A 20341-nucleotide genomic window follows, 5' to 3' on the forward strand; every position below is an offset into this window, starting at 1 on the left:
AACGCTTCTTTTTCATTCGTTGGATGGCGTATGTTCACACACAGATATAAGGCCCTCCACTTATGACTGGCGTTCACCGCGTTCGCTTGGCCACCTCTATTACGCCCACGGCCCCCACACTACAAAGCCTGCACGCAGCCGATGAACATTCGGTGGCCTCCAACGTCATCAGACTTTTTCAGGCTCGTCAAAACAGGCATAGAGACCGCCCGCAGCCCGAATACGCAGTCGATATGCCGAAACACGCCCCGCAGCGAATACTTGACCTGCTCAGATACACGGTGACCGACGAGCAGCCAAGTCTGGCCGAACAGATCAGTCAATTGATACAAGGCGCCGGTGAGACACTCACAGACGAAAGAGCACTGCACAACGAAGTCGAACGGCTCCTGAACCAGCCGAGCGCGCTCAATCCGCAAAAAACCTACACCCAACTGATTGACGACATACTCCAAAGCCCGGCGCGTGCCATGCCCAACAACGGCATTGGTTTTTCTCGAGTTCGCCGAGAACTGCAAAACGCCCACCCTGCGCAAAACGCGGGTAACACCTCGATCCAGCAGTTCGCCAATGCTCTGGTTGAAGACAGCGACAGCCAACTGGCGATTAATTTTGCCAATTATTTGATCCGCATTCGGGTGGATGCAATCCCATACAACCCTGCTCGTGCAGTCCCAATTGCTGTACCGCCCAGCTCAACGTTCGGCCTCGCCTGGAACGAACTGGCTGACGCGCTCGACGCGGTGCCTTTCAAAACCTTTGCCCAAACCAAAGGCATTGATATTTCCAGTCTTGTCATTAAGGCCAATGGAGACCTGACCGGCCAGAGGAACAATCAAACCTTCAGCTTCTCTTTGGCACAAAATCCTGAATGGGCCGCCGCTTCATCTGCGGTTTTGACTGCGGCAAGAAAAATGCGCGGGGACATCACGTTCCACGACCGCGAGCATGCACCCGCGGAGGATGTCGCAAGCTTTTATCTGGAGCGCGCGCCCCGCTACAACAGCGACGACACGCTGATAGCGATCGACTGGCTGATGAAAGAGAGAAACTTCCATTCGATAAGTAACACCGATACCTACTACGCGGCTCAATACGCCCCAGTCCAACAGCGCCAAAGAGAGGCAAAACAACAGGTCGCAAACCTGCCACCGCCTCAGTTGAACCGACTACTGGCCGGTTTCGAGCCCGCATCGGTGGCACAAAAGATCAAGGACGCCGATCAGGCCCTGGCCCGCCTGAGCAGCCAAGCGATGGGCAAGTTGTTTGGGATCAAGATTGAAGAACTGCCCGAATATTCGACCTTCAACCTGGTACGTAACAACCTTAAGGATGTGCTGAACGGCGTTGCTTTTACAGCGTTCGCACAGGAAAAAAATCTTGAAGTGTCGAGCGTCCGGATCAATGCGGCGGACGGGACCTTAAAAGGCACAGTCAATGGCGTCGAAACCACCTTCGTGTTGAACGACCTCTCCGGTTGGTCCGAGGTCTGGCCGCAAGTACAACTGGCGGTAGAACGTATGGCGACAGGCTCAGGCGATTACGTCTTCTACCCGAGTGCACACTCTGCAGAGGTTTCAGAGGTGCTGCGTTTTTACGCGGAAGAAGGACCGCCTCAAAATGACGCTCCTAACCCTGGCTGGGCGCGAAGAGCGCGCGAAGGGAGTCTGCGCAGAAGTGCCGAAATCACCCAAGTCGACGGCTTCAAGGCATTGGTGGGTACACCCACTGACGATGCCCGCTCGCTCAGCGTGCGCGAGGTGCAGCAAGCCGTCATCTCACAGCTCACTGGGAAGCCAATGAACCTTTCGCCGCTTGAAACCCTGGCGGCGGCAGCCAAGGTCAATGTGCCACAGAGCGACCGCGCACCGCCCGTAAACGCGGCACCAGACCTCGACACCCCAGAAGACATCCTGGCACGCGCCGAAGGCGAACTGGTCGGCACTGCGCATCGCGTGATGCTTGAGCTCAAGAGCGACCCGACGCCCCCTGCCTCAAAAAAGGTTGAGCCGGTCCCGGCCAACAGCCTGTTCGGACAATGGCGCGCTTACTTGGACAAAGCCCTGAAAAGCAGCGGCTTTACCGAGTGGGCCGCGAAACAGGGCATCGACCTAAGTACCTTGCGCTTTGACCCAACGGACCGCGCACTGATCGGTAAGGTCAACGGCGTTGAGCAACGCTTTACAGCCACTGATTTTACGAAAAGATACCCGGAACAGCATTTTGACGTACTCACCCCAGTGTTGACCGCTGCCGAGGCATTCACCGCACATGGAAAACCGATCACGCTGGCTCAGGCCAACGACAGCAGCGCATCCTTTGAATGGTTGGCCAATTTTTATTCCATCAGTACCGACTACGACAGCGAGGCGTTCACACGCCATACGGAGCTGATGGGCCGAACATTGGCATTTCCAACGCCACCTGAAAACCCAGGGAAAATCGTGAGCTGGTTGAACCAGCGCAAAATCGCGTTAGGCGACAGCAATGACAGGCATGCGCTGATTCATCAGCTTAAATTCGGGAATGTTGATAACGACGCCACAACCCGCTTTACGGTGGATCCGGACTCTAGCCACCAGCCCAAGGGCACCACGACACTCCAGAAGTTTCTGTCAGACCACGGCTGGTATGGCGCCACGTCGGCCGCACAGGTCGATAATTTGTTACAGGCGTTGCAAACCCAGATCCCGCAGGCACCTGCCCTGGGCAACCAATGGGGCTTCTTGTCCACTGACTTACCGTTGAGTGCTGAGCAACGCAGCGCGGTGGGTGAGCTCGTCAAAACGTCTATTGGAAACCACAGCACCCTTCTCAGCTTCTTGAGTTCCGGGGTTTCCAACCTGAGCAGCGACCCTGATCAGGCACTGCAACAGCTCCTCTCCAGTGACATCGCCCTGGAGCTCGCCACACACTTGCAAACCGCAATGAAGGGCGCTGCTACCCCAACCAGCCTAAAGCAATGGCTATTGACCGCGCTTGTGCTAGCGCTTGATCCAACGGCCGGCACCCAGCGCAATCGCGTTGCAGGTTTCGACTTCATGTGGCCTGCGAACTGGGGCTTAGGCGCTGGCAAGCTCAGTGAGCTTTTAAGCCAACATTTGGCTGATACCCAACAGGTCCCGACCCACCTTCGTCCGGCAGTCACCCGCCTATTGATGTCCGGTGCAGCGCCACATTTGCTGGTCAAAGACCTACCGTCGACGTTGAAGCTTGGTTCCCCAGAATGGGTCAACTTTTCAAGTGCGGTAAATCGAATCGAACTGATAGCCGCCGGTGCCAGCGCGAACATGACTTACCAGCAAGTCATGGACTTTCATAACATCAAGCCCATTTCAGCAGAGGAAAACCGCCTGCAGGCCGTCGCCCAACTGAACCCAGTGATTGATTGGGCCGTCATCAATAACCATCTTGGGAAAAACAACAACGACGAATATAGCCTCGAGCAGCTGAACGACAGCCAGGAAAAACTCAATACTCAGATCAATGAGACCTCGCAAGCCAAACGTTACCTGCGAACCGTCGCCCCCCCAAGCAGAAGGGCCATGGCCCTGGCGGCATTGAAAGAAAAGTTTGGCGCAAGCATCGATTTTGAGAGGCCGGTTCTATGGGAAAAGGTGGCGGGCGGGATCTTTTCCGGTATTAACGCAAGCATCGTCGAGGTCTATGAGGCTGGCCGCCTGGGTGAAAGTTGGAGTACACAACAACCAGGCCTGAACGTCGAAGACCTGCGCAAAAAAGCACACGAGTTGCCAGATATCAACGCGCAATTCGACAACGCCATCCAGGAAGACTTCACCCCGCGCAGGCGCCATACGATTTCCCTGTTCAAAGACATGCTCAGCAAGTTGCCGTTGGAGGAGCGCAATAGCCTTAACTTTGGAACGGTGGAACTTCTGCAAGTGGAAGGGACCGCCAGTGGCATCATCATCACGTCCGTTTACGAAGGCGTGAGGCGGGATTTCGCGGTCTATCCGGCAACCGGGCAAATAGTCAGAATTCCCGACATTGATCCATCAACGCCGCTAGACAAAAAAGTCAGCGTGGCTCTCGACATGGATGCGCTCAAAAACGGCACGGAGCCCAAACAGGGCGTCACCTGCGATGTTGTATTAAGGGAAAGCGAACAATTTATCCTCAACGAGACCACAGACGGTGACAAACGCCCTGAGTTACGTGAAAGGCGCTTCCTTGAACGCAGTGCAAGTGACGCATCTTCCGTTTACGACAGCAACAGAATGGAGGACCTCGCCAAGGTGCTGGTTGACACGGTCTACCTGCGCAAAAGTACTTTTGTCGGTAGCCACCGTGGATTGCACAATGCAGTTGAACATGGCGTAGAACCCAGCGACTTCTTCAAAGGCCTCTTACGTGCCATTCCAGGCAGCAGCAGCCTTGAAGATCTTTATCACGGTGAATACGCCAAAGCAGCAGGTGACCTGCTCGTTGATATCGCGCTCTATGTGGCTACCGAAGGCGCTGGGAAAATATGGACGCTAGCAAAAACAGGTGCTGCGTGGGCGACGGCCAAGGTCTCTGCCAAGTTTGTCGAAAAGTTTGGCGCAGATGAAGCCGAGGACATTGCTCTCAAGGATATAACTGCCGCCAGCACCTCGAATTCGATCAACGCATTGAGCCGAATGCAGGAAAGCCACCTTGCAGCGCAAACGGCAGATATGGCCGAGGGCAGGGTCATACGTTCCGGCACCCACAACCAAGTCAAGGTCAGCACGGTATTCCAAGACGGTAATTGGTACGCCTACGACGCCAGGACACAGGCGGCTTATGGCCCGGCCTTGGAAGGTTTTATCTCGGATACCTCAGCCCCTCTGCGTAAGGAGACGTTCTCCAGCGGCACTCAAGCCCTGGTCACTGAAAAGCCCCTGGCCACCGATGCGTACACCCTCCCCCGCGCCAAGGGCTTCGACCTGGTCAATGAGGGCAAGGTATACCGTTACGACGTCAAAAATCCCAATGTGCTCACGGACTTGGAGTCGGCCGACCACTTTAGGCCCTTGGATAATTTCGAGGCGATCTGTGAGGCACCGTCCGTCGGCGGCAGAGCCAAACGCGGCACCAATGACACCTGCTTCTCCAAAATCGTTGAGAACACGCCCAACGAATTGACCCAGGAGTTGCAAGCGCTCGAGCATGTTCGCTTGTTCCCCTCGCCGACGAAATTTCTGAGAAAGGATCAATTTGTCGTCTTCGAACGACGCCGCTACAAAGTAATTGATAGCGAGACAGGGCCACACCTTCACCCGACCCTGAACAACCAGCCCATCACCTACAAATCGCTGATAACCGGCAGCATCAAACAGGATCCACAGTTTGGCTTTTACGTTGGCCAAACCAACGAAGCACTGAACCAGGAAACGCGTGTTATCAAGCTCAACAGCATCAGCGATATAAGTGACGACAAGCGCGAAGTTCGTGCGGTCATTGTTAACGGTCGAACGCCTGGGGACTCCCAAAAATACCTGGTGATCGAGGCGGACACCGCACAGTTTTATTACGCAAAGCTGAATACAGCGTCATCCGGCGAACTCAAATTCTTTAAAACCACACCCAACGACATATCGCTCGTCAATGGTTATCGGAATAAATTCAGCATCCGCCAAGGCGTGTCCAGAACACCACTGGATGCCGAATTCATCGCCCTGCCCAAACTGGACTCGGCGCTGGCAGAACTCAAGCGGTCGGGTTACCAGAAAAAAGATGTCGATGAGTTAGGGGCCTTCGTTAAAAACATGACGAAGGAGCAACAGCGCGAGGTGCTCTATCAATTGCAACGTAGCGAAGCGATTGGCAAGACGAATATCGCCCTGAAGCCAAATCGAGTAACCGCTTTGACAACTCCCGCGAACTTCTCGACCTTAACAGCCGAGCAGCAGAACAAATTCCTGGCGCAGCAGGTAAAAGACACGGTGACCCGTTCCATGACGGCCACCGGGCTAGGCCCAGGCAATCAGATACGCTCAGCATCGGATATTGCGCGCGCAGACGCCGCCAACCAGACCGTCGAATGGTTGCGTCGAAGCATTCCCAGCAGTGCGCGGAATCGCTCTGACATAATTTTGAAAGCCGGCGCCGGCAATTGCGGAGAAATGGCCCTGCTGTCGAGGGACATCATCAAAAAGAGCGGTGGCAATGCCTACGAATGGAAAGCCTCAGACGCTCATGCATTTACCGTGGTAGGCGGCCCGTCCGCAATACCTGCAGGAACAGTCGACTTCTCGGAACCCGAGTGGGCGGATGCCTGGGTTGTCGACCCGTGGGCCGGTATTGCCAGCCCCGCTCGGGAGTACACGCAAAAACTGAAAGAGGTCATGACTCAGTGGGAGCGTGATGGCATAAAAATAGTGGAGGGCAACACGCCTATAAGCCCACTGGATAAAAATTGGATGGATGCCCTTATCGCGAAACCGAAGACCCCCTATCCTCACGGCTATATCAACCCCTGACCGCCTCGCCGGGCGAAAAGTGTACGCAGTCCGATTGCAGCGCTTTTTGCCCAGGACTGCCGGGCCTATGCCTTCGGCTGAACAATCAGTGAAACGTTTTACCCAAGCCCGAGGGAAGTGCAAAAAAGTATCAGTACCAGTGTTCCCAAGGATTTGTCACATCGTCTTGAGAAGGCTGTAATCAACGCACACTCTTCCTGACAACCCGTAGGAAGACACAACAACAATAACTGTCCTTCTGTAGCCCCCTGGGCGCGGAAATGGAGTGCGCGATGAAGTTCACAGCAAAAGCACTGCTTGCCTCTACCTGCATGATGACCTGCATGACCCTCAGCGCCGTCAGCTTTGGCGCGCAGACCCTGACCATTGCCACCGTCAACAACAGCGACATGATCCGCATGCAAAAGCTCTCGAAAACCTTCGAGGCCGAGCACCCGGAGATCAAGCTGAACTGGGTGGTGCTCGAAGAAAACGTGCTGCGTCAGCGCCTCACCACCGACATCGCCACCCAGGGCGGGCAGTTCGATGTGTTGACCATCGGCATGTACGAAGCTGCACTCTGGGGCGCCAAGGGCTGGCTGGAGCCGATGAAGGATCTGCCGGCGTCCTACGACCTCGATGATGTGTTCCCTTCGGTGCGTGACGGTTTGTCCGTCAAGGGCTCGCTGTATGCCCTGCCGTTCTACGCCGAAAGCTCGATCACCTATTACCGCACCGACCTGTTCAAGAACGCCGGGCTGACCATGCCTGAGCATCCGACCTGGACGCAGATCGGCGAATTCGCCAGCAAACTCACCGACAAGACCAAAGAGCAATACGGCCTGTGCCTGCGCGGCAAAGCCGGTTGGGGCGAGAACATGGCGCTGATCACCACCCTGGCCAACGGCTACGGTGCGCGCTGGTTTGACGAGAAGTGGCAACCGGAATTCAACGGTCCTGAATGGAAAGACGCGCTGAACTTCTACGTCGACAATATGAAGAAATCCGGCCCGCCGGGTGCTTCCAGCAACGGTTTCAATGAAAACCTGGCGCTGTTCAACAGCGGCAAGTGCGCGATCTGGGTCGATGCCAGCGTGGCCGGCTCATTCGTCACCGACAAGACCCAAAGCAAAGTGGCTGACCATGTCGGCTTTACCTTTGCCCCCCACGAGAAGACCGACAAAGGCACTTCGTGGCTGTACTCCTGGAGCCTGGCCATTCCGACCAGCTCCAAGGCCAAGGATGCCGCCAAGGTGTTCACCAGTTGGGCAACCTCCAAGGAATATGGCGAGCTGGTGGCCAAGACCGACGGCATTGCCAACGTACCGCCAGGCACGCGCAAATCCACCTACAGCGACGAGTACATGAAGGCCGCGCCGTTTGCCAAGGTGACCCTCGAATCGCTGAAAGTCGCAGACCCGACCAAGCCGACACTCAAGCCGGTGCCGTATATCGGTATCCAGTTGGTGACCATTCCTGAGTTCCAGGCGATTGGTACCCAGGTCGGCAAGTTCTTCTCGGGCGCACTGACCGGTCAGCAGACGGTGGATGCAGCATTGACCGCCGCACAGACCACCACCGAGCGTGAAATGAAGCGGGCGGGTTATCCCAAATAGTCCAGGCTCACCACCATAAATGTGGGAGCAGGGCTTTTGTGGGAGCTGGCCTGCCTGCGATGCAGACAACTCGGTCTGTCAGTTACACCGAGATGATGCCATCGCAGGCAAGCCAGCTCCCACATTTGATCGCGCTCCGACTCTGGTTCTGCATGTAATCGACTGGCTTTGATCACCATGAATACAACCACACCCAAAAACCGCCTGGCCAACCCCGGCTGGTTCCTCGTCAGCCCCTCGGTGGCCTTGCTGCTGCTGTGGATGATCGTGCCGCTTGGCATGACCCTGTACTTTTCGTTGATCCGCTACAACCTGCTCTACCCCGGCGAAAACGAGTTCGTGGGGCTGGAGAACTTCACCTATTTCATCACCGATTCGGGGTTCCTGCCCGGCGCCACCAATACCTTACTGCTGGTGGGCAGCGTGCTGCTGATCAGCGTGGTGTTCGGCGTGTTGATCAGTGCCCTGCTGGAGGCCAGTGAGTTCCTCGGCCGCGGCCTGGTGCGGGTGTTGCTGATTTCGCCGTTCTTCATCATGCCCACCGTCGGTGCGTTGATCTGGAAGAACCTGATTTTCCACCCGGTCTCGGGGATTCTCGCCGCCGTCTGGAAGTTCTTCGGCGCCGAGCCGGTGGACTGGCTGGCGCACTACCCATTGCTGTCGATCATCATCATTGTGTCGTGGCAGTGGCTCCCCTTCGCGATCCTGTTGTTGATGACCGCCATGCAGTCCCTCGACCAGGAACAAAAGGAAGCCGCGCGCCTGGACGGTGCCGGCGCCATCGCGATCTTCTGGCACCTGACCCTGCCGCACCTGGCCCGCCCGATTGCCGTGGTGGTGATGATCGAGACGATCTTCCTGCTCTCGGTGTTCGCTGAAATCTTCACCACCACCAACGGCGGCCCCGGCTACGCCTCGACCAACCTCGCCTACCTGATCTACAACCAGGCGCTGGTGCAGTTCGACGTGGGCATGGCTTCGGCCGGCGGCTTGATTGCCGTGGTCATCGCCAATATCGCGGCGATCATCCTGGTGCGGATGATCGGCAAAAACCTGACTGACAAGCCTTGAGGGCCGCGCCATGACGCTTCAACAATCCCGCCGCCTGCAAAGCCTGTTGCTCGGCACCCTGGCCTGGGCCATCGCGATCCTGATTTTCTTCCCGATCTTCTGGATGGTGCTGACCAGCTTCAAGACCGAAATCGACGCGTTCGCCACGCCGCCGCAGTTCATCTTCACGCCGACGCTGGAGAATTACCTGCACATCAACGAGCGCAGCAACTACTTCAGCTATGCGTGGAACTCGGTGCTGATTTCCTTCAGCGCAACGGCGCTTTGCCTACTGATCTCGGTGCCGGCCGCCTACTCCATGGCGTTCTACGAGACCCAGCGCACCAAAGGCACGTTGCTGTGGATGCTGTCCACCAAGATGCTGCCACCCGTGGGCGTGCTGATGCCGATCTACCTGCTGGCCAAGAGCTTTGGCCTGCTGGATACACGCATTGCGCTGATCATCATCTACACCCTGATCAACCTGCCGATTGTGGTGTGGATGGTTTACACCTACTTCAAGGACATTCCCAAGGACATCCTCGAAGCCGCCCGCCTGGATGGCGCGACCCTGTGGCAAGAGATGGTCCGCGTACTGTTGCCGATTGCCAAAGGCGGCCTGGCGTCCACCGTATTGCTGTCGCTGATCCTGTGCTGGAACGAGGCGTTCTGGTCGCTGAACCTGACCTCCTCCAGCGCCGCGCCGTTGACCGCATTGATCGCCTCCTACTCCAGCCCCGAAGGCTTGTTCTGGGCCAAATTGTCCGCCGTCTCGACCCTGGCCTGCGCACCGATCCTGATCTTTGGCTGGATCAGCCAGAAACAGCTGGTGCGCGGTTTGTCCTTTGGCGCCGTTAAATAATAATTCCTAGCGGAGGCTCATCATGGCCAACCTGAAAATCAAGAATCTGCAAAAAGGCTTCGAAGGCTTCTCGATCATCAAAGGCATCGACCTGGAAGTGAACGACAAGGAATTCGTGGTGTTCGTCGGCCCGTCGGGCTGCGGTAAATCCACCCTGCTGCGCCTGATCGCCGGCCTGGAAGAAGTCAGCGAAGGCACCATCGAACTGGATGGCCGCGACATCACTGAAGTGACCCCGGCCAAGCGTGACCTGGCGATGGTGTTCCAGACCTACGCGCTGTACCCGCACATGAGCGTGCGCAAGAACATGTCGTTTGCCCTGGACCTGGCCGGTGTCGACAAGAAGCTGGTGGAGAGCAAGGTCAGCGAGGCGGCACGCATCCTGGAACTGGGACCGTTGCTGGAGCGCAAGCCCAAGCAGTTGTCCGGTGGCCAGCGCCAGCGTGTGGCCATCGGTCGCGCGATTGTGCGTAACCCAAAGATCTTCCTGTTCGACGAACCGCTGTCCAACCTCGACGCCGCCCTGCGCGTACAGATGCGCCTGGAACTGGCGCGCCTGCATAAAGAGCTGCAAGCGACCATGATCTACGTGACCCACGATCAGGTTGAAGCCATGACCCTGGCCGACAAGGTGGTGGTGCTGAACAGTGGCCGTATCGAGCAAGTCGGCTCGCCGCTGGAGTTGTACCACCAGCCAGCCAACCTGTTTGTGGCGGGTTTCCTCGGCACGCCGAAGATGGGTTTCCTCAAGGGCAAAGTCACCCGTGTTGAAAGCCAAAGCTGCGAAGTGCAGTTGGACGCTGGCACGTTGATCAACCTGCCGCTGAGTGGCGCCACCTTGAGCGTGGGCAGTGCAGTGACCCTGGGCATTCGTCCGGAACATCTGGAAATTGCCTCCCCGGGCCAAACCACCCTGACCGTCACCGCCGACGTCGGCGAACGCCTGGGCAGCGACACCTTCTGCCATGTCATCACCGCCAATGGCGAACCGCTGACCATGCGGATTCGCGGCGACATGGCCAGCCAGTACGGCGAGACGCTGCACCTGCACCTGGACCCGGCGCACTGCCATCTGTTCGACACCGACGGTGTTGCCGTGGCCCGCCCACTGCGCGCTGCCGCCTGATTTCGCGAGACTTTGCTGATGAAACTGAATAAACAGAACCTCGCCCAGTTGGCACCGCAAGTGAAGCTGCCCACCTATGAGATCGCCAGTACCACGCAGGGCATCGCCCATATCGGCGTCGGTGGCTTCCATCGCGCACATCAGGCGTATTACACCGACGCCCTGATGAACACCGGCGTTGGCCTGGACTGGAGCATCTGCGGCGTCGGCCTGCGGGCCGAAGACCGCAAGGCCCGCGACGACCTGGCCGGCCAGGACTACCTGTTCACCCTGTATGAACTGGGCGATACCGATGACACCGAAGTGCGTGTGATCGGCTCGATCAGCGACATGCTGCTGGCCGAAGACGGCGCCCAGGCGTTGATCGACAAGCTGGCTGACCCGGCAATTCGTATCGTCTCGCTGACCATCACCGAAGGCGGCTACTGCATCGACGACAGCAACGGTGAGTTCATGGCCCACCTGCCGCAGATCCAGCATGATTTGACGCACCCGAGCGCACCGAAAACCGTGTTCGGCTTTATCTGTGCCGCGTTGACCAAACGCCGCGCCGCCGGCACTCCGGCATTTACCGTGATGTCCTGCGATAACCTGCCGCACAACGGCGCCGTGACGCGCAAGGCGCTGCTGGCCTTCGCCGCCCTGCACAATGCCGAACTGCACGACTGGATCAAGGCCAACGTGAGTTTCCCGAATGCCATGGTCGACCGCATCACGCCGATGACCAGCACCGCGCACCGCCTGCAATTGCATGATGATCACGGCATCGACGATGCCTGGCCGGTGGTGTGCGAACCCTTTGTGCAATGGGTGCTGGAGGACAAGTTCGTCAACGGTCGCCCGGCCTGGGAAATGGTCGGCGTGCAGTTCACCGATGACGTCACCCCCTATGAAGAAATGAAGATCGGCCTGCTCAACGGCAGCCACCTGGCGCTGACCTACCTGGGGTTTCTCAAGGGTTATCGGTTTGTGCACGAGACCATGAACGATCCGGTGTTTGTCGCCTACATGCGCGCCTACATGGACCTGGACGTCACGCCTAACCTGGCACCGGTGCCGGGCATCGACCTGACGGACTACAAGCAGACGCTGGTGGATCGCTTCTCCAACCAGGCGATTGCCGATCAGTTGGAGCGCGTGTGTTCGGATGGCTCGTCGAAGTTTCCCAAGTTCACCGTACCGACCATTAACCGGTTGATCGCCGATGGCCGCGAGACTGAGCGCGCCGCGCTGGTGGTGGCGGCCTGGGCGTTGTATTTGAAAGGTGTGGATGAAAACGGGGTGAGCTACAAGATCCCGGATCCGCGGGCTGAGTTTTGCCAGGGGCTGGTGAGTGATGACGCGCTGATCAGCCAACGCCTGTTGGCGGTGGAAGAGATTTTTGGTACGGCTATTCCCAACTCGCCTGGGTTTGTGGCAGCTTTCGAGCGCTGCTTTGTCAGCTTGCGTGACAACGGCGTCACCGCAACACTGCAACATCTACTGAAGAAACCAAATTAAATAGGTGGGAGCTGGCTTGCCTGCGATAACGATCTATCAGTCACATCATGGCTAACTGGACCACCGCCATCGCAGGCAAGCCAGCTCCCACCGTTGATAGGGTTTCCACTTCAAAAAAACAATACTGCTGAGCAAATCCTCATGACCCAGCAAAACCTGTTTCTCGGCATCGACTGCGGCACCCAAGGCACCAAGGCCATCGTCCTCGACGCTTCCAGCGGCAAGGTACTCGGCCTGGGCGCTACGGCGCACACGCTGATCAGCGGCGCCAATGGCCGTCGCGAGCAGCACACCCAGGAATGGCTGGACGCCTTTACCGAAGCCACCCACCGCGCCCTGCAACAGGCGGGCGTGGATGGCCAGGACATCCTCGGCATCGGCGTTTCCGGCCAGCAACATGGTTTGGTGCTGCTGGATGACCAGGGCCGCGTACTGCGCCCGGCCAAGCTGTGGTGCGATACCGAGACTGCGCCGGAAAACGAGCGACTCTTGCAGCACCTGGGCGGCGAAAGCGGCTCTCTGGAACGCCTCGGCGTGGCGATTGCCCCGGGCTACACAGTATCCAAGCTGCTGTGGACCCGCGAACAGCACCCGGACATTTTTGCGCGTATCGCGCATATCCTGCTGCCCCACGACTACCTCAATTACTGGCTCACCGGTCGCGCCGTCGCGGAATACGGCGATGCGTCAGGCACCGGCTACTTCAACGTGCGCACCCGTGAATGGGATGTGGCGCTGCTCAAGCACATCGACCCGAGTGGGCGCCTTGAAAACGCCTTGCCGCAACTGATCGAGGCCGATCAAAGCGTCGGCACGATTCTTCCGGCAATTGCCGAACGCCTGGGCATCAACCCCAATGCCATCGTTTCCAGTGGTGGTGGTGACAACATGATGGGCGCCATCGGCACTGGCAACATTGCGCCTGGCGTGATCACCATGAGCTTGGGTTCATCGGGCACTGTGTATGCGTTTGCCGACCAGCCGAGCGTAAGCCCGCAGGCGTCGGTCGCCACGTTCTGCTCATCCAGCGGTGGCTGGCTGCCGCTGATCTGCACCATGAACCTGACCAACGCCACCGGGGTGATCCGCGAACTCTTCGATCTGGACCTGACCGCGTTCAATGCCTTGGTCGAGCAAGCGCCGATTGGCGCGGACGGCGTCAGCATGCTGCCGTTTCTCAACGGCGAACGCGTGCCCGCCCTGCCCCACGCCACCGGCAGCCTGCACGGCCTGACCATGACCAACCTGACCCGCGCCAACCTGTGTCGCGCGGTGGTCGAAGGCACGACCTTCGGCCTGCGCTACGGCCTGGACTTGCTGCGTCAGACAGGGTTGCAAAGCCAGAGCATCCGCTTGATCGGTGGCGGTTCGAAAAGCCCGATCTGGCGGCAGATGGTCGCCGATATCATGAACACCGAAGTGGTCTGCACCGAACAAAGTGAAGCCGCCGCGCTGGGCGCCGCGATTCAGGCGGCCTGGAGCCAGTCCGGCGAGTCACTGGCCAGCCTGTGCGACAAGTGCGTGAGCGTTGACCCGGCCAGCCGTGCGCTGCCGGTAGCGGCCAGTGTCAGCGCATATCAACAAGCCTACGAGCGCTATCAGCAGCTTGTGGCAACCCTTTAAGAGCGAAAGACTATGTATCTGGTGTGTGGTGAAGCGCTGTTTGATTTTTTCAGCGAGGAAGATGCCAGCGGGCAGGCGTCCAAGGTCAATTACAAGGCGATTGCCGGCGGTTCGCCGTTCAACGTCGCGGTAGGCTTGCGCCGCCTAGGTATCGAGGCGGGCTTGCTCGGCGGTTTGTCCACTGACTTCCTTGGTCGCCGCTTATTGCAGGTGCTCAAGGATGAGGGCGTGAGCGAGCAGTTCCTGGTGGAATTTGCCGCGCCGACCACCTTGTCGATGGTCGCCGTGGGCGCCAATGGCTCACCGCAGTACAACTTCCGTGGTGAAGGCTGCGCCGACCGACTGCTGGAAGTCGCCCATCTGCCTGAGCTGGGTGATGACATTCGCGGCCTGCATATCGGCTCGTTCTCCCTGGTGGTGCAACCCATCGGCGACACCCTGCTGAGCCTGGTCAAGCGCGAAAGCGGCAAGCGCCTGATCAGCCTCGACCCCAACGTGCGCCTCAACCCGCAGCCGGATATCCAGCTGTGGCGCGACCGCGTGGCAGAGCTGGTCAAGCATGCCGACCTGATCAAGGTCAGCGACGAAGACCTGCACCTGCTCTACCCCGAACAGTCCCCTGAAAGCGTGTTGCAGGGTTGGCTGCAGCACCGTTGCCAGTTGGTGTTCCTGACCCAAGGCGGCGATGGCGCCAGTGTGTTCAGTCGCCAGCACGGCCACTGGTCACAACCGGCCGTCAAGGTGGTGATGGCCGATACGGTGGGGGCCGGCGATACCTTCCAGGCCGCGTTGATTGCCTGGTTGACCGAGCAACAATTTGACTCGATTGACGGCCTGCAGCAGCTCAGCCGCGACCAGATCGACGCCATGCTGGGCTTTGCGATTCGCGCCGCGGCATTGACCTGCACCAAGACCGGTCCAGACCTGCCTTACCGCCGCCAGGTGAGTTGAACCCAGCAGCAACATGAGCAATGTGCCACCACGCAGGCCACGTATTCCGTGGCCTGCGCGCGTTTATACACACATTGCCAAGCGGGAAAACTGTGCTAAACCCAAAACAGGAGCAGTAATTACAACAAATGCAGGAAAGACCCATGCAAAAAAGCAACGGCTTATCAACCCGCGCCGTTTTAGCTGTCGGCCTTCTCTCACTGCAGTACACCACACCACAACAGTCCTACGCTGCCTGCGCACTCACTCCCGGCCCGGGCAACGACACCTTCATCTGCGACAGCGGCAGCAGTGCCGGCCTGACCGATCTCCTGGGCAATAACAGCCTGACGCTGCCTGCAGGTGGCACCGGCACCATCAACGGTAAGCGTCTACTTGGCGGCAGACTACAACACCCACCTGGACAGCAACGCGATGGAGGGGGTCAGCGGCACCGCCGGCGTGCGCATGAGCTGGTGAAGATGAAGGTTTTGTCAGCCAGGCAAACATTAATCGATGGTTAATCCCGCAAGTCGAGAGTGACGCTGTACCCACTTGCGGAGAACCACCATGAAACTGCGCACATTGATGCTCGGTGCCACCTTTTCACTGGCGGCTGTGTCAGGCCTGGCCCAGGCCGACGATCAAACAGCCGCCGTGAAACCCGTGCCTTACCACTATGGCCTGCCGATGAACATCGACAAGGTCCTGGCCATGAACGAAGCCCAGACCGACGAATGCAAAGTCATCAAGGCCGATATCAAGTTTCTGGACAAGGCAGGCAAGGTGGAAGACGTGAGCTATCGGAAGATGTCCGATGCCTGCGATTTCCAGAATTGAAGCGAACCACCGTAGGACCGAGCTTGCTCACGAAGCACTTAAAACGCCACTGAGTAGTAGGCTACCCGCGTTATCGTTGCCGATTTTCGCGAGCAAGCTCGCCCCGGCTAATAGTAGACGCGCCCTCCCACTCGTTGCAGTGTAGGTGCGTGGGTGTGCTTGAGGTCTTCGCGCAACCCGGTGATCAGGTTGCAAATGGCTCGACTGCTGTCGAGTTTGTCTGCATCGATTCCTTTGACTTCCAAATCCACCCGGTCGCGGTCACGGTCATCGTAGACCTTGATCGTCAGCGAGGCATCTTCGGCTTTGGTGCATTCGCACCGTCTGGGCAGGAAACTTCCTTCAATAATGCTGCGAAGTTCTAATTCCGAAAGCATGGTCAACCTCTCCTTTTCTGAGACTGCCAACAGATTGTTATGAATCTGGCGGACGCTCGCCCGCCGCGTCTTGCCGGCCCTGGAAGACGCTTGTAACACCCAAGCGTACTCGGCTAAGTCAGCGCTCGTTGTAACTTTTCCTCATAAGCACTGTGCCTGGTTATAGAGGTTGAACAGCGTCAATGGGATCGTCGTCGAACGGCTACGATTAAACGTTTAACCCTGGACTTAAGGTCAAACGACACTTTGCGCAGCGACCCTTTCGGCAACATGTCGCAAACTATCGAAGTTGATGTTCGCTCCGGAATTGATCGCCACCAGCGTCTGCCCGCGCAGGTTGTGAGTGGCGACGTATTGGCGAATGCCCGCCACCGCCAACGCCCCGGAAGGCTCGGTGATAGAGCGCGTGTCGTCGTAGATCAACTTGATTGCGCTGCACAACGCGTCATTGCTGACGGTGATGACTTCATCCACCCAGTCCCGGCAGATCTCGAACCCGTGGGCGCCGACCTGGGCCACCGCCGTACCGTCGGCAAACCCGTCAACGCTGGGCAGCACCACGCGCTCACCGGCACGCAACGCCGCCAACAGGCAACTGGAGCCCTCGGGTTCGACGCCGATGATGCGCACGTCCGGGCGCAGGTATTTGACGTAGGCGGCGACGCCGGCGATCAGGCCACCACCGCCCACCGGCACGAAGATCGCGTCCAGCGGCCCCTGCTGTTGGCGCAGGATCTCCATAGCCACGGTGCCTTGGCCGGCGATCACGTCTGGGTCGTCGAAGGGCGACACGAAGGTGCACCCGGACGACTCGGCCAACTGCAGCGCATAGGCCAGGGCAAAAGGAAAACTCGCGCCGTGCAGCACGGCTTGCGCACCGCGTGAACGTACGCCCAACACCTTGAGTTCCGGGGTACTGGCGGGCATCACGATACGCGCCTTGATCCCCAACTCCCGCGCTGCCAGGGCCACACCCTGGGCATGGTTACCCGCCGACGCGGTGACCACGCCACGGGCCCTTTGCTCAGGCGTGAGCTGCACCAGCTTGTTATAGGCGCCGCGGATCTTGAATGAAAAGGTGGGCTGCAAGTCTTCGCGCTTGAGCAACACCTGGTTGCCCAGCAATGCCGACAAGGCCGGGGCCGCTTGCAAGGGCGTACGCACCGCCAGGTCGTACACCGGGGCAGCAAGAATCTTCTTCACGTAATGCTCAAGCAGTCCCGGGTCGGCGGTGTGAGGCGCGGTGCAGCTACTCATGGATGTCTCCTGGCTTTTTGTCAAAGACCCTGGAGACGGAAAAACAAAACCCGCCTCTAGGGCGGGTCTGGGTACAGCCGTGCGCTATCCCGCCAAATGAGGAATGGCGGTAATAATGCTTGGCTGGCTGCGGAAGGCTTGAAAAGTCATGTGACGAAACTAACCGGCGGCCCGCGATCAAGTCAATGGCCAAGCGCCATTTAGCGGCTGGGGGTTTACGTTCTATATACGAAACGTATACGCTTTGTATATTCCCACTGCACAGTGATGACCATGGGCATCGTCAAGATCACCGACCACCTGCACGAACAATTACGCCTGGCCAGCGCAGCGATGGACCGCTCCATCAACGCCCAGGCCGAGTTCTGGATCAAGATCGGCCTGCTCGCCGAACTCAACCCTCACCTGCCCTACAACGAGCTGATCAACAAACTGCTGCTGGACAAACCTGACCTGATCCGAGGGCGCAGTTGATGATCAAGACTGCCGCACAATTGGCCGTGATGCGTGAAGCCGGGCGCCTGCTGGCCCAGGTCTTCACCATGCTCGACGGTTTTGTCGCCGCCGGCCGCTCTACCCTGGAACTGGATGCCGCCGTCGAAGCCTTTATCCGCAACGACCTCAAGGCGCGCCCTGCCAGCCTGGGCCAGTACGACTACCCCTTCTCCATCAACACCTCGATCAACGAGGTGGTGTGCCATGGCATGCCCAGCGCCAAGGCAATCCTCAAGGACGGCGACATCATCAACATCGACATCACCCTGGAAAAAGGTGGCTTCATTGCCGACTCCAGCAAGATGTACATGATCGGCAGCGTTACGCCCAAGGCCCAGCGCCTGGTCGAGAAGACCTTCGAAGCGATGTGGGCCGGTATCCGCCAGGTCAAGCCCGGCGCCCGCCTGGGTGATATCGGCCATGCCATCCAGAGCCATGCGCAGGCCAACGGCTACAGCGTGGTGCGCGAGTATTGCGGCCACGGCATCGGCCGGCAGATGCATGAAGAACCGCAGGTCCTGCACTTTGGCCGCCCCGGCACCGGACTTGAACTGCGTGAAGGCATGGTGTTTACCGTGGAGCCGATGCTCAACCAGGGCAGCTCGAAAGTGCGCAGCCTCAAGGATGGCTGGACGGTGGTCACCAAGGACAACAGCCTGTCGGCGCAGTGGGAGCACACGGTGGCAGTGACCGCGGATGGCTTTGAAGTCCTGACCCTGCAGACTTAGACGGTTGCCCATACGGCGGCTCACTTTCGAACAGCCGGAATGCCGGCCCAGTCAAAAGTAAGAAAAATGCTCTCGCCGCAACCCTCGGCACTTCGCTAGAGCTGACCCGTTTCTTACTCTCGATTTCAGTCAAATGTGAGAGCTGGCTTGCCTGCGATGGCCTCAACTGAATGTGCCTGATGTACCGAGTTATCTGCATCGCTGGCGAGCCAGCTCCCACAGAAAAGCAGGGAGGTGACTGATCTCTCAGCCAAGCGCGGCGGCCTTAGAGCTGACCCGTTTCCTACTCTCTATCTCGGTCGAATGTGGGAGCTGGCTTGCCTGCGATGGCCTCAACTGAATGTGCCTGATGTACCGAGGTGTCTGCATCGCTGGCAAGCCAGCTCCCACAGAAAAGCAGGTAGGTGACTGATCTCTCAGCCAAGCGCGGCGGCCTTAGAACTGACCCGTTTCCTACTCTCTATCTCGGTCGAATGTGGGAGCTGGCTTGCCTGCGATAGCCTCAACTGGATATGCCTGATGTACAGAGGTGTTTGCATCGCTGGCATGTTCACACGACATTGGCGCCCCCCGCTATCCGCTTCAGCCCCACCACCATCAAGCCCGCCCCAAGCCCCATCGCCAGCAGGAACAACGGGTACGACACCCACCAGGGCGTGCCCGCGGTCATCATGCTGAACTCCGACATGCCGCCAATGCTCGCAATCAGGTTGAGCGGCAGGAACACCACGTTGATCAGGGTGAGCTTGCGCAACAGGTTGTTCATGCTGTTGTTCATCAGGTTGCCGCGCGCATCGATCAGCCCGGAAAACACGTTGGAATAAATCTCCGCCTGTTTGTAGCACTGATGGTTCTCAATGATCAGGTCATCGATCAGCGCCAGGATTTCCGCGTCGAAGTGCTCCTTCTCGGCATGGTTGCGCAGCCGCGACAGCACCGCGCCGTTGCTGTGCAGCGCGTTGATGTAATAGATCAGGCTTTCGCTGAGGCTGAACATCTGCATCAGATGATGGTTGCTCATGGACGCGTTGAACTGCTGCTGCAATTCCCGGGCGACCAGCTTGATCACCTTGAGATGGCCCAGATAGTGGTGGATGTTGTTGAGCAAAAGGTCCAGCAACACATCCAGCGGTGTGTGCAGTGGGCGGCGCTTGCCGAGACCGGTCAGCGGGGTTTCGTCGGTGGCAATCACCAGCAGGCGGCTGGGCGAAAACAGCAGGCCGCAGGACGACACCTCGAACACCAGGTTGCCGCCGCCGGAGTAGTTTTCCGGGCGCTTCCAGATCAGGAACAGATTGTCCGGATGAAACTCGATGCGTGAGACTTCGTCGGGGTCCAGCGCCGAAGCCAGGGCGTGCTCGTCGAGCTTATGGTGGTCGCGCAGCCACTCGCGCTCGGCCAGGTCAGGGTTGTTGAACAACAGGATCGGGGCATCGTCACTTTCCCCACCGTACAGCTTGCCGTCGGCCAGTTGAAAACGCTGAATCATCGCCG

General features: G+C 58.4%; 14 protein-coding genes and 1 pseudogene. 12 read left to right on the top strand and 3 right to left on the bottom strand.

Annotated elements, in window-relative coordinates; translation table 11 throughout:
• Window positions 1-62: 62 nt before the first annotated feature.
• The 10 genes and pseudogenes from AB4O08_RS00440 (at window position 63) to AB4O08_RS00485 (ending at window position 15990) form a co-directional block, all read left to right on the top strand.
• Window positions 63-6464: a hypothetical protein gene (locus tag AB4O08_RS00440; protein WP_460143650.1), complete on the top strand. Its 6402-nt coding sequence runs from the start codon at window positions 63-65 to the stop codon at window positions 6462-6464.
• 272 nt (window positions 6465-6736) lie between these two features.
• Entirely contained in the window at window positions 6737-8059 is a 1323-nt protein-coding gene (locus AB4O08_RS00445; RefSeq protein WP_047543193.1) for an ABC transporter substrate-binding protein, read from the top strand.
• Between the two features lie 177 nt (window positions 8060-8236).
• On the top strand, window positions 8237-9130 hold the full coding sequence (locus tag AB4O08_RS00450) for a carbohydrate ABC transporter permease (protein ID WP_029529156.1): 894 nt from the start codon (window positions 8237-8239) through the stop codon (window positions 9128-9130).
• Window positions 9131-9140: 10 nt separating this feature from the next.
• Window positions 9141-9971 carry a carbohydrate ABC transporter permease gene (locus tag AB4O08_RS00455; protein WP_010210759.1) on the top strand — a complete coding sequence of 277 codons (831 nt, stop codon included), beginning with the start codon at window positions 9141-9143 and terminating at the stop codon, window positions 9969-9971.
• A 22-nt stretch (window positions 9972-9993) separates the two neighbouring features.
• Window positions 9994-11097 carry an ABC transporter ATP-binding protein gene (locus tag AB4O08_RS00460; protein ID WP_010210760.1) on the top strand — a complete coding sequence of 368 codons (1104 nt, stop codon included), beginning with the start codon at window positions 9994-9996 and terminating at the stop codon, window positions 11095-11097.
• Between the two features lie 18 nt (window positions 11098-11115).
• On the top strand, window positions 11116-12597 hold the full coding sequence (locus tag AB4O08_RS00465; protein WP_460114629.1) for a mannitol dehydrogenase family protein: 1482 nt from the start codon (window positions 11116-11118) through the stop codon (window positions 12595-12597).
• Between the two features lie 141 nt (window positions 12598-12738).
• A complete protein-coding gene (gene xylB, locus AB4O08_RS00470; RefSeq protein ID WP_460114630.1) occupies window positions 12739-14220 on the top strand; it encodes a xylulokinase in 1482 nt (493 codons plus the stop codon).
• A gap of 12 nt (window positions 14221-14232) precedes the next feature.
• Complete coding sequence (locus AB4O08_RS00475) at window positions 14233-15171, top strand: carbohydrate kinase family protein (RefSeq protein WP_045792221.1); 939 nt, start codon at window positions 14233-14235, stop codon at window positions 15169-15171.
• Window positions 15172-15314: 143 nt separating this feature from the next.
• A pseudogene (locus AB4O08_RS00480) lies at window positions 15315-15551 on the top strand (hypothetical protein); the annotation flags it as partial.
• A 169-nt stretch (window positions 15552-15720) separates the two neighbouring features.
• The gene (locus tag AB4O08_RS00485; protein ID WP_010210772.1) at window positions 15721-15990 is read left to right on the top strand and encodes a DUF2790 domain-containing protein; all 270 of its coding nucleotides are present in this window, start codon (window positions 15721-15723) and stop codon (window positions 15988-15990) included.
• A gap of 107 nt (window positions 15991-16097) precedes the next feature.
• Here the strand turns inward: AB4O08_RS00485 and AB4O08_RS00490 are convergent, their stop codons facing one another.
• Window positions 16098-16367 carry a DUF1652 domain-containing protein gene (locus AB4O08_RS00490; RefSeq protein WP_044287058.1) on the bottom strand — a complete coding sequence of 90 codons (270 nt, stop codon included), beginning with the start codon at window positions 16365-16367 and terminating at the stop codon, window positions 16098-16100.
• A 234-nt stretch (window positions 16368-16601) separates the two neighbouring features.
• The gene (gene ilvA, locus AB4O08_RS00495) at window positions 16602-17624 is read right to left on the bottom strand and encodes a threonine ammonia-lyase, biosynthetic (protein ID WP_010210775.1); all 1023 of its coding nucleotides are present in this window, start codon (window positions 17622-17624) and stop codon (window positions 16602-16604) included.
• A gap of 273 nt (window positions 17625-17897) precedes the next feature.
• Here ilvA and AB4O08_RS00500 point away from each other — a divergent pair, with 273 nt between their 5' ends.
• Together AB4O08_RS00500 and map are read left to right on the top strand one after the other, a co-directional pair.
• Window positions 17898-18098 (top strand): ParD-like family protein, encoded by a 201-nt coding sequence (locus tag AB4O08_RS00500; protein ID WP_010210776.1) that lies wholly within the window; start codon window positions 17898-17900, stop codon window positions 18096-18098.
• Window positions 18098-18847, top strand: coding sequence for a type I methionyl aminopeptidase (map, locus tag AB4O08_RS00505; RefSeq protein ID WP_010210778.1), 750 nt, complete (start codon window positions 18098-18100; stop codon window positions 18845-18847). Before AB4O08_RS00500 ends, map begins: the two co-directional genes overlap by 1 nt.
• Window positions 18848-19397: 550 nt before the next feature.
• Here map and AB4O08_RS00510 read toward each other — a convergent pair.
• Window positions 19398-20336 carry a magnesium transporter CorA family protein gene (locus AB4O08_RS00510; protein WP_010210779.1) on the bottom strand — a complete coding sequence of 313 codons (939 nt, stop codon included), beginning with the start codon at window positions 20334-20336 and terminating at the stop codon, window positions 19398-19400.
• Window positions 20337-20341: the final 5 nt, after the last annotated feature.

This window comes from Pseudomonas sp. H3_E07, assembly GCF_054668895.1.

Coding starts and splice junctions, on each gene's coding strand:
- AB4O08_RS00475 (WP_045792221.1), top strand. CDS start 14,233: ATGTATCTGGTGTGTGGTGAAGCGCTGTTTGATTTTTTCAGCGAGGAA.
- AB4O08_RS00510 (WP_010210779.1), bottom strand. CDS start 20,336: ATGATTCAGCGTTTTCAACTGGCCGACGGCAAGCTGTACGGTGGGGAA.
- AB4O08_RS00440 (WP_460143650.1), top strand. CDS start 63: ATGACTGGCGTTCACCGCGTTCGCTTGGCCACCTCTATTACGCCCACG.
- AB4O08_RS00450 (WP_029529156.1), top strand. CDS start 8,237: ATGAATACAACCACACCCAAAAACCGCCTGGCCAACCCCGGCTGGTTC.
- AB4O08_RS00485 (WP_010210772.1), top strand. CDS start 15,721: ATGAAACTGCGCACATTGATGCTCGGTGCCACCTTTTCACTGGCGGCT.
- xylB (WP_460114630.1), top strand. CDS start 12,739: ATGACCCAGCAAAACCTGTTTCTCGGCATCGACTGCGGCACCCAAGGC.
- map (WP_010210778.1), top strand. CDS start 18,098: ATGATCAAGACTGCCGCACAATTGGCCGTGATGCGTGAAGCCGGGCGC.
- AB4O08_RS00455 (WP_010210759.1), top strand. CDS start 9,141: ATGACGCTTCAACAATCCCGCCGCCTGCAAAGCCTGTTGCTCGGCACC.
- AB4O08_RS00460 (WP_010210760.1), top strand. CDS start 9,994: ATGGCCAACCTGAAAATCAAGAATCTGCAAAAAGGCTTCGAAGGCTTC.
- AB4O08_RS00490 (WP_044287058.1), bottom strand. CDS start 16,367: ATGCTTTCGGAATTAGAACTTCGCAGCATTATTGAAGGAAGTTTCCTG.
- AB4O08_RS00500 (WP_010210776.1), top strand. CDS start 17,898: ATGGGCATCGTCAAGATCACCGACCACCTGCACGAACAATTACGCCTG.
- ilvA (WP_010210775.1), bottom strand. CDS start 17,624: ATGAGTAGCTGCACCGCGCCTCACACCGCCGACCCGGGACTGCTTGAG.
- AB4O08_RS00445 (WP_047543193.1), top strand. CDS start 6,737: ATGAAGTTCACAGCAAAAGCACTGCTTGCCTCTACCTGCATGATGACC.
- AB4O08_RS00465 (WP_460114629.1), top strand. CDS start 11,116: ATGAAACTGAATAAACAGAACCTCGCCCAGTTGGCACCGCAAGTGAAG.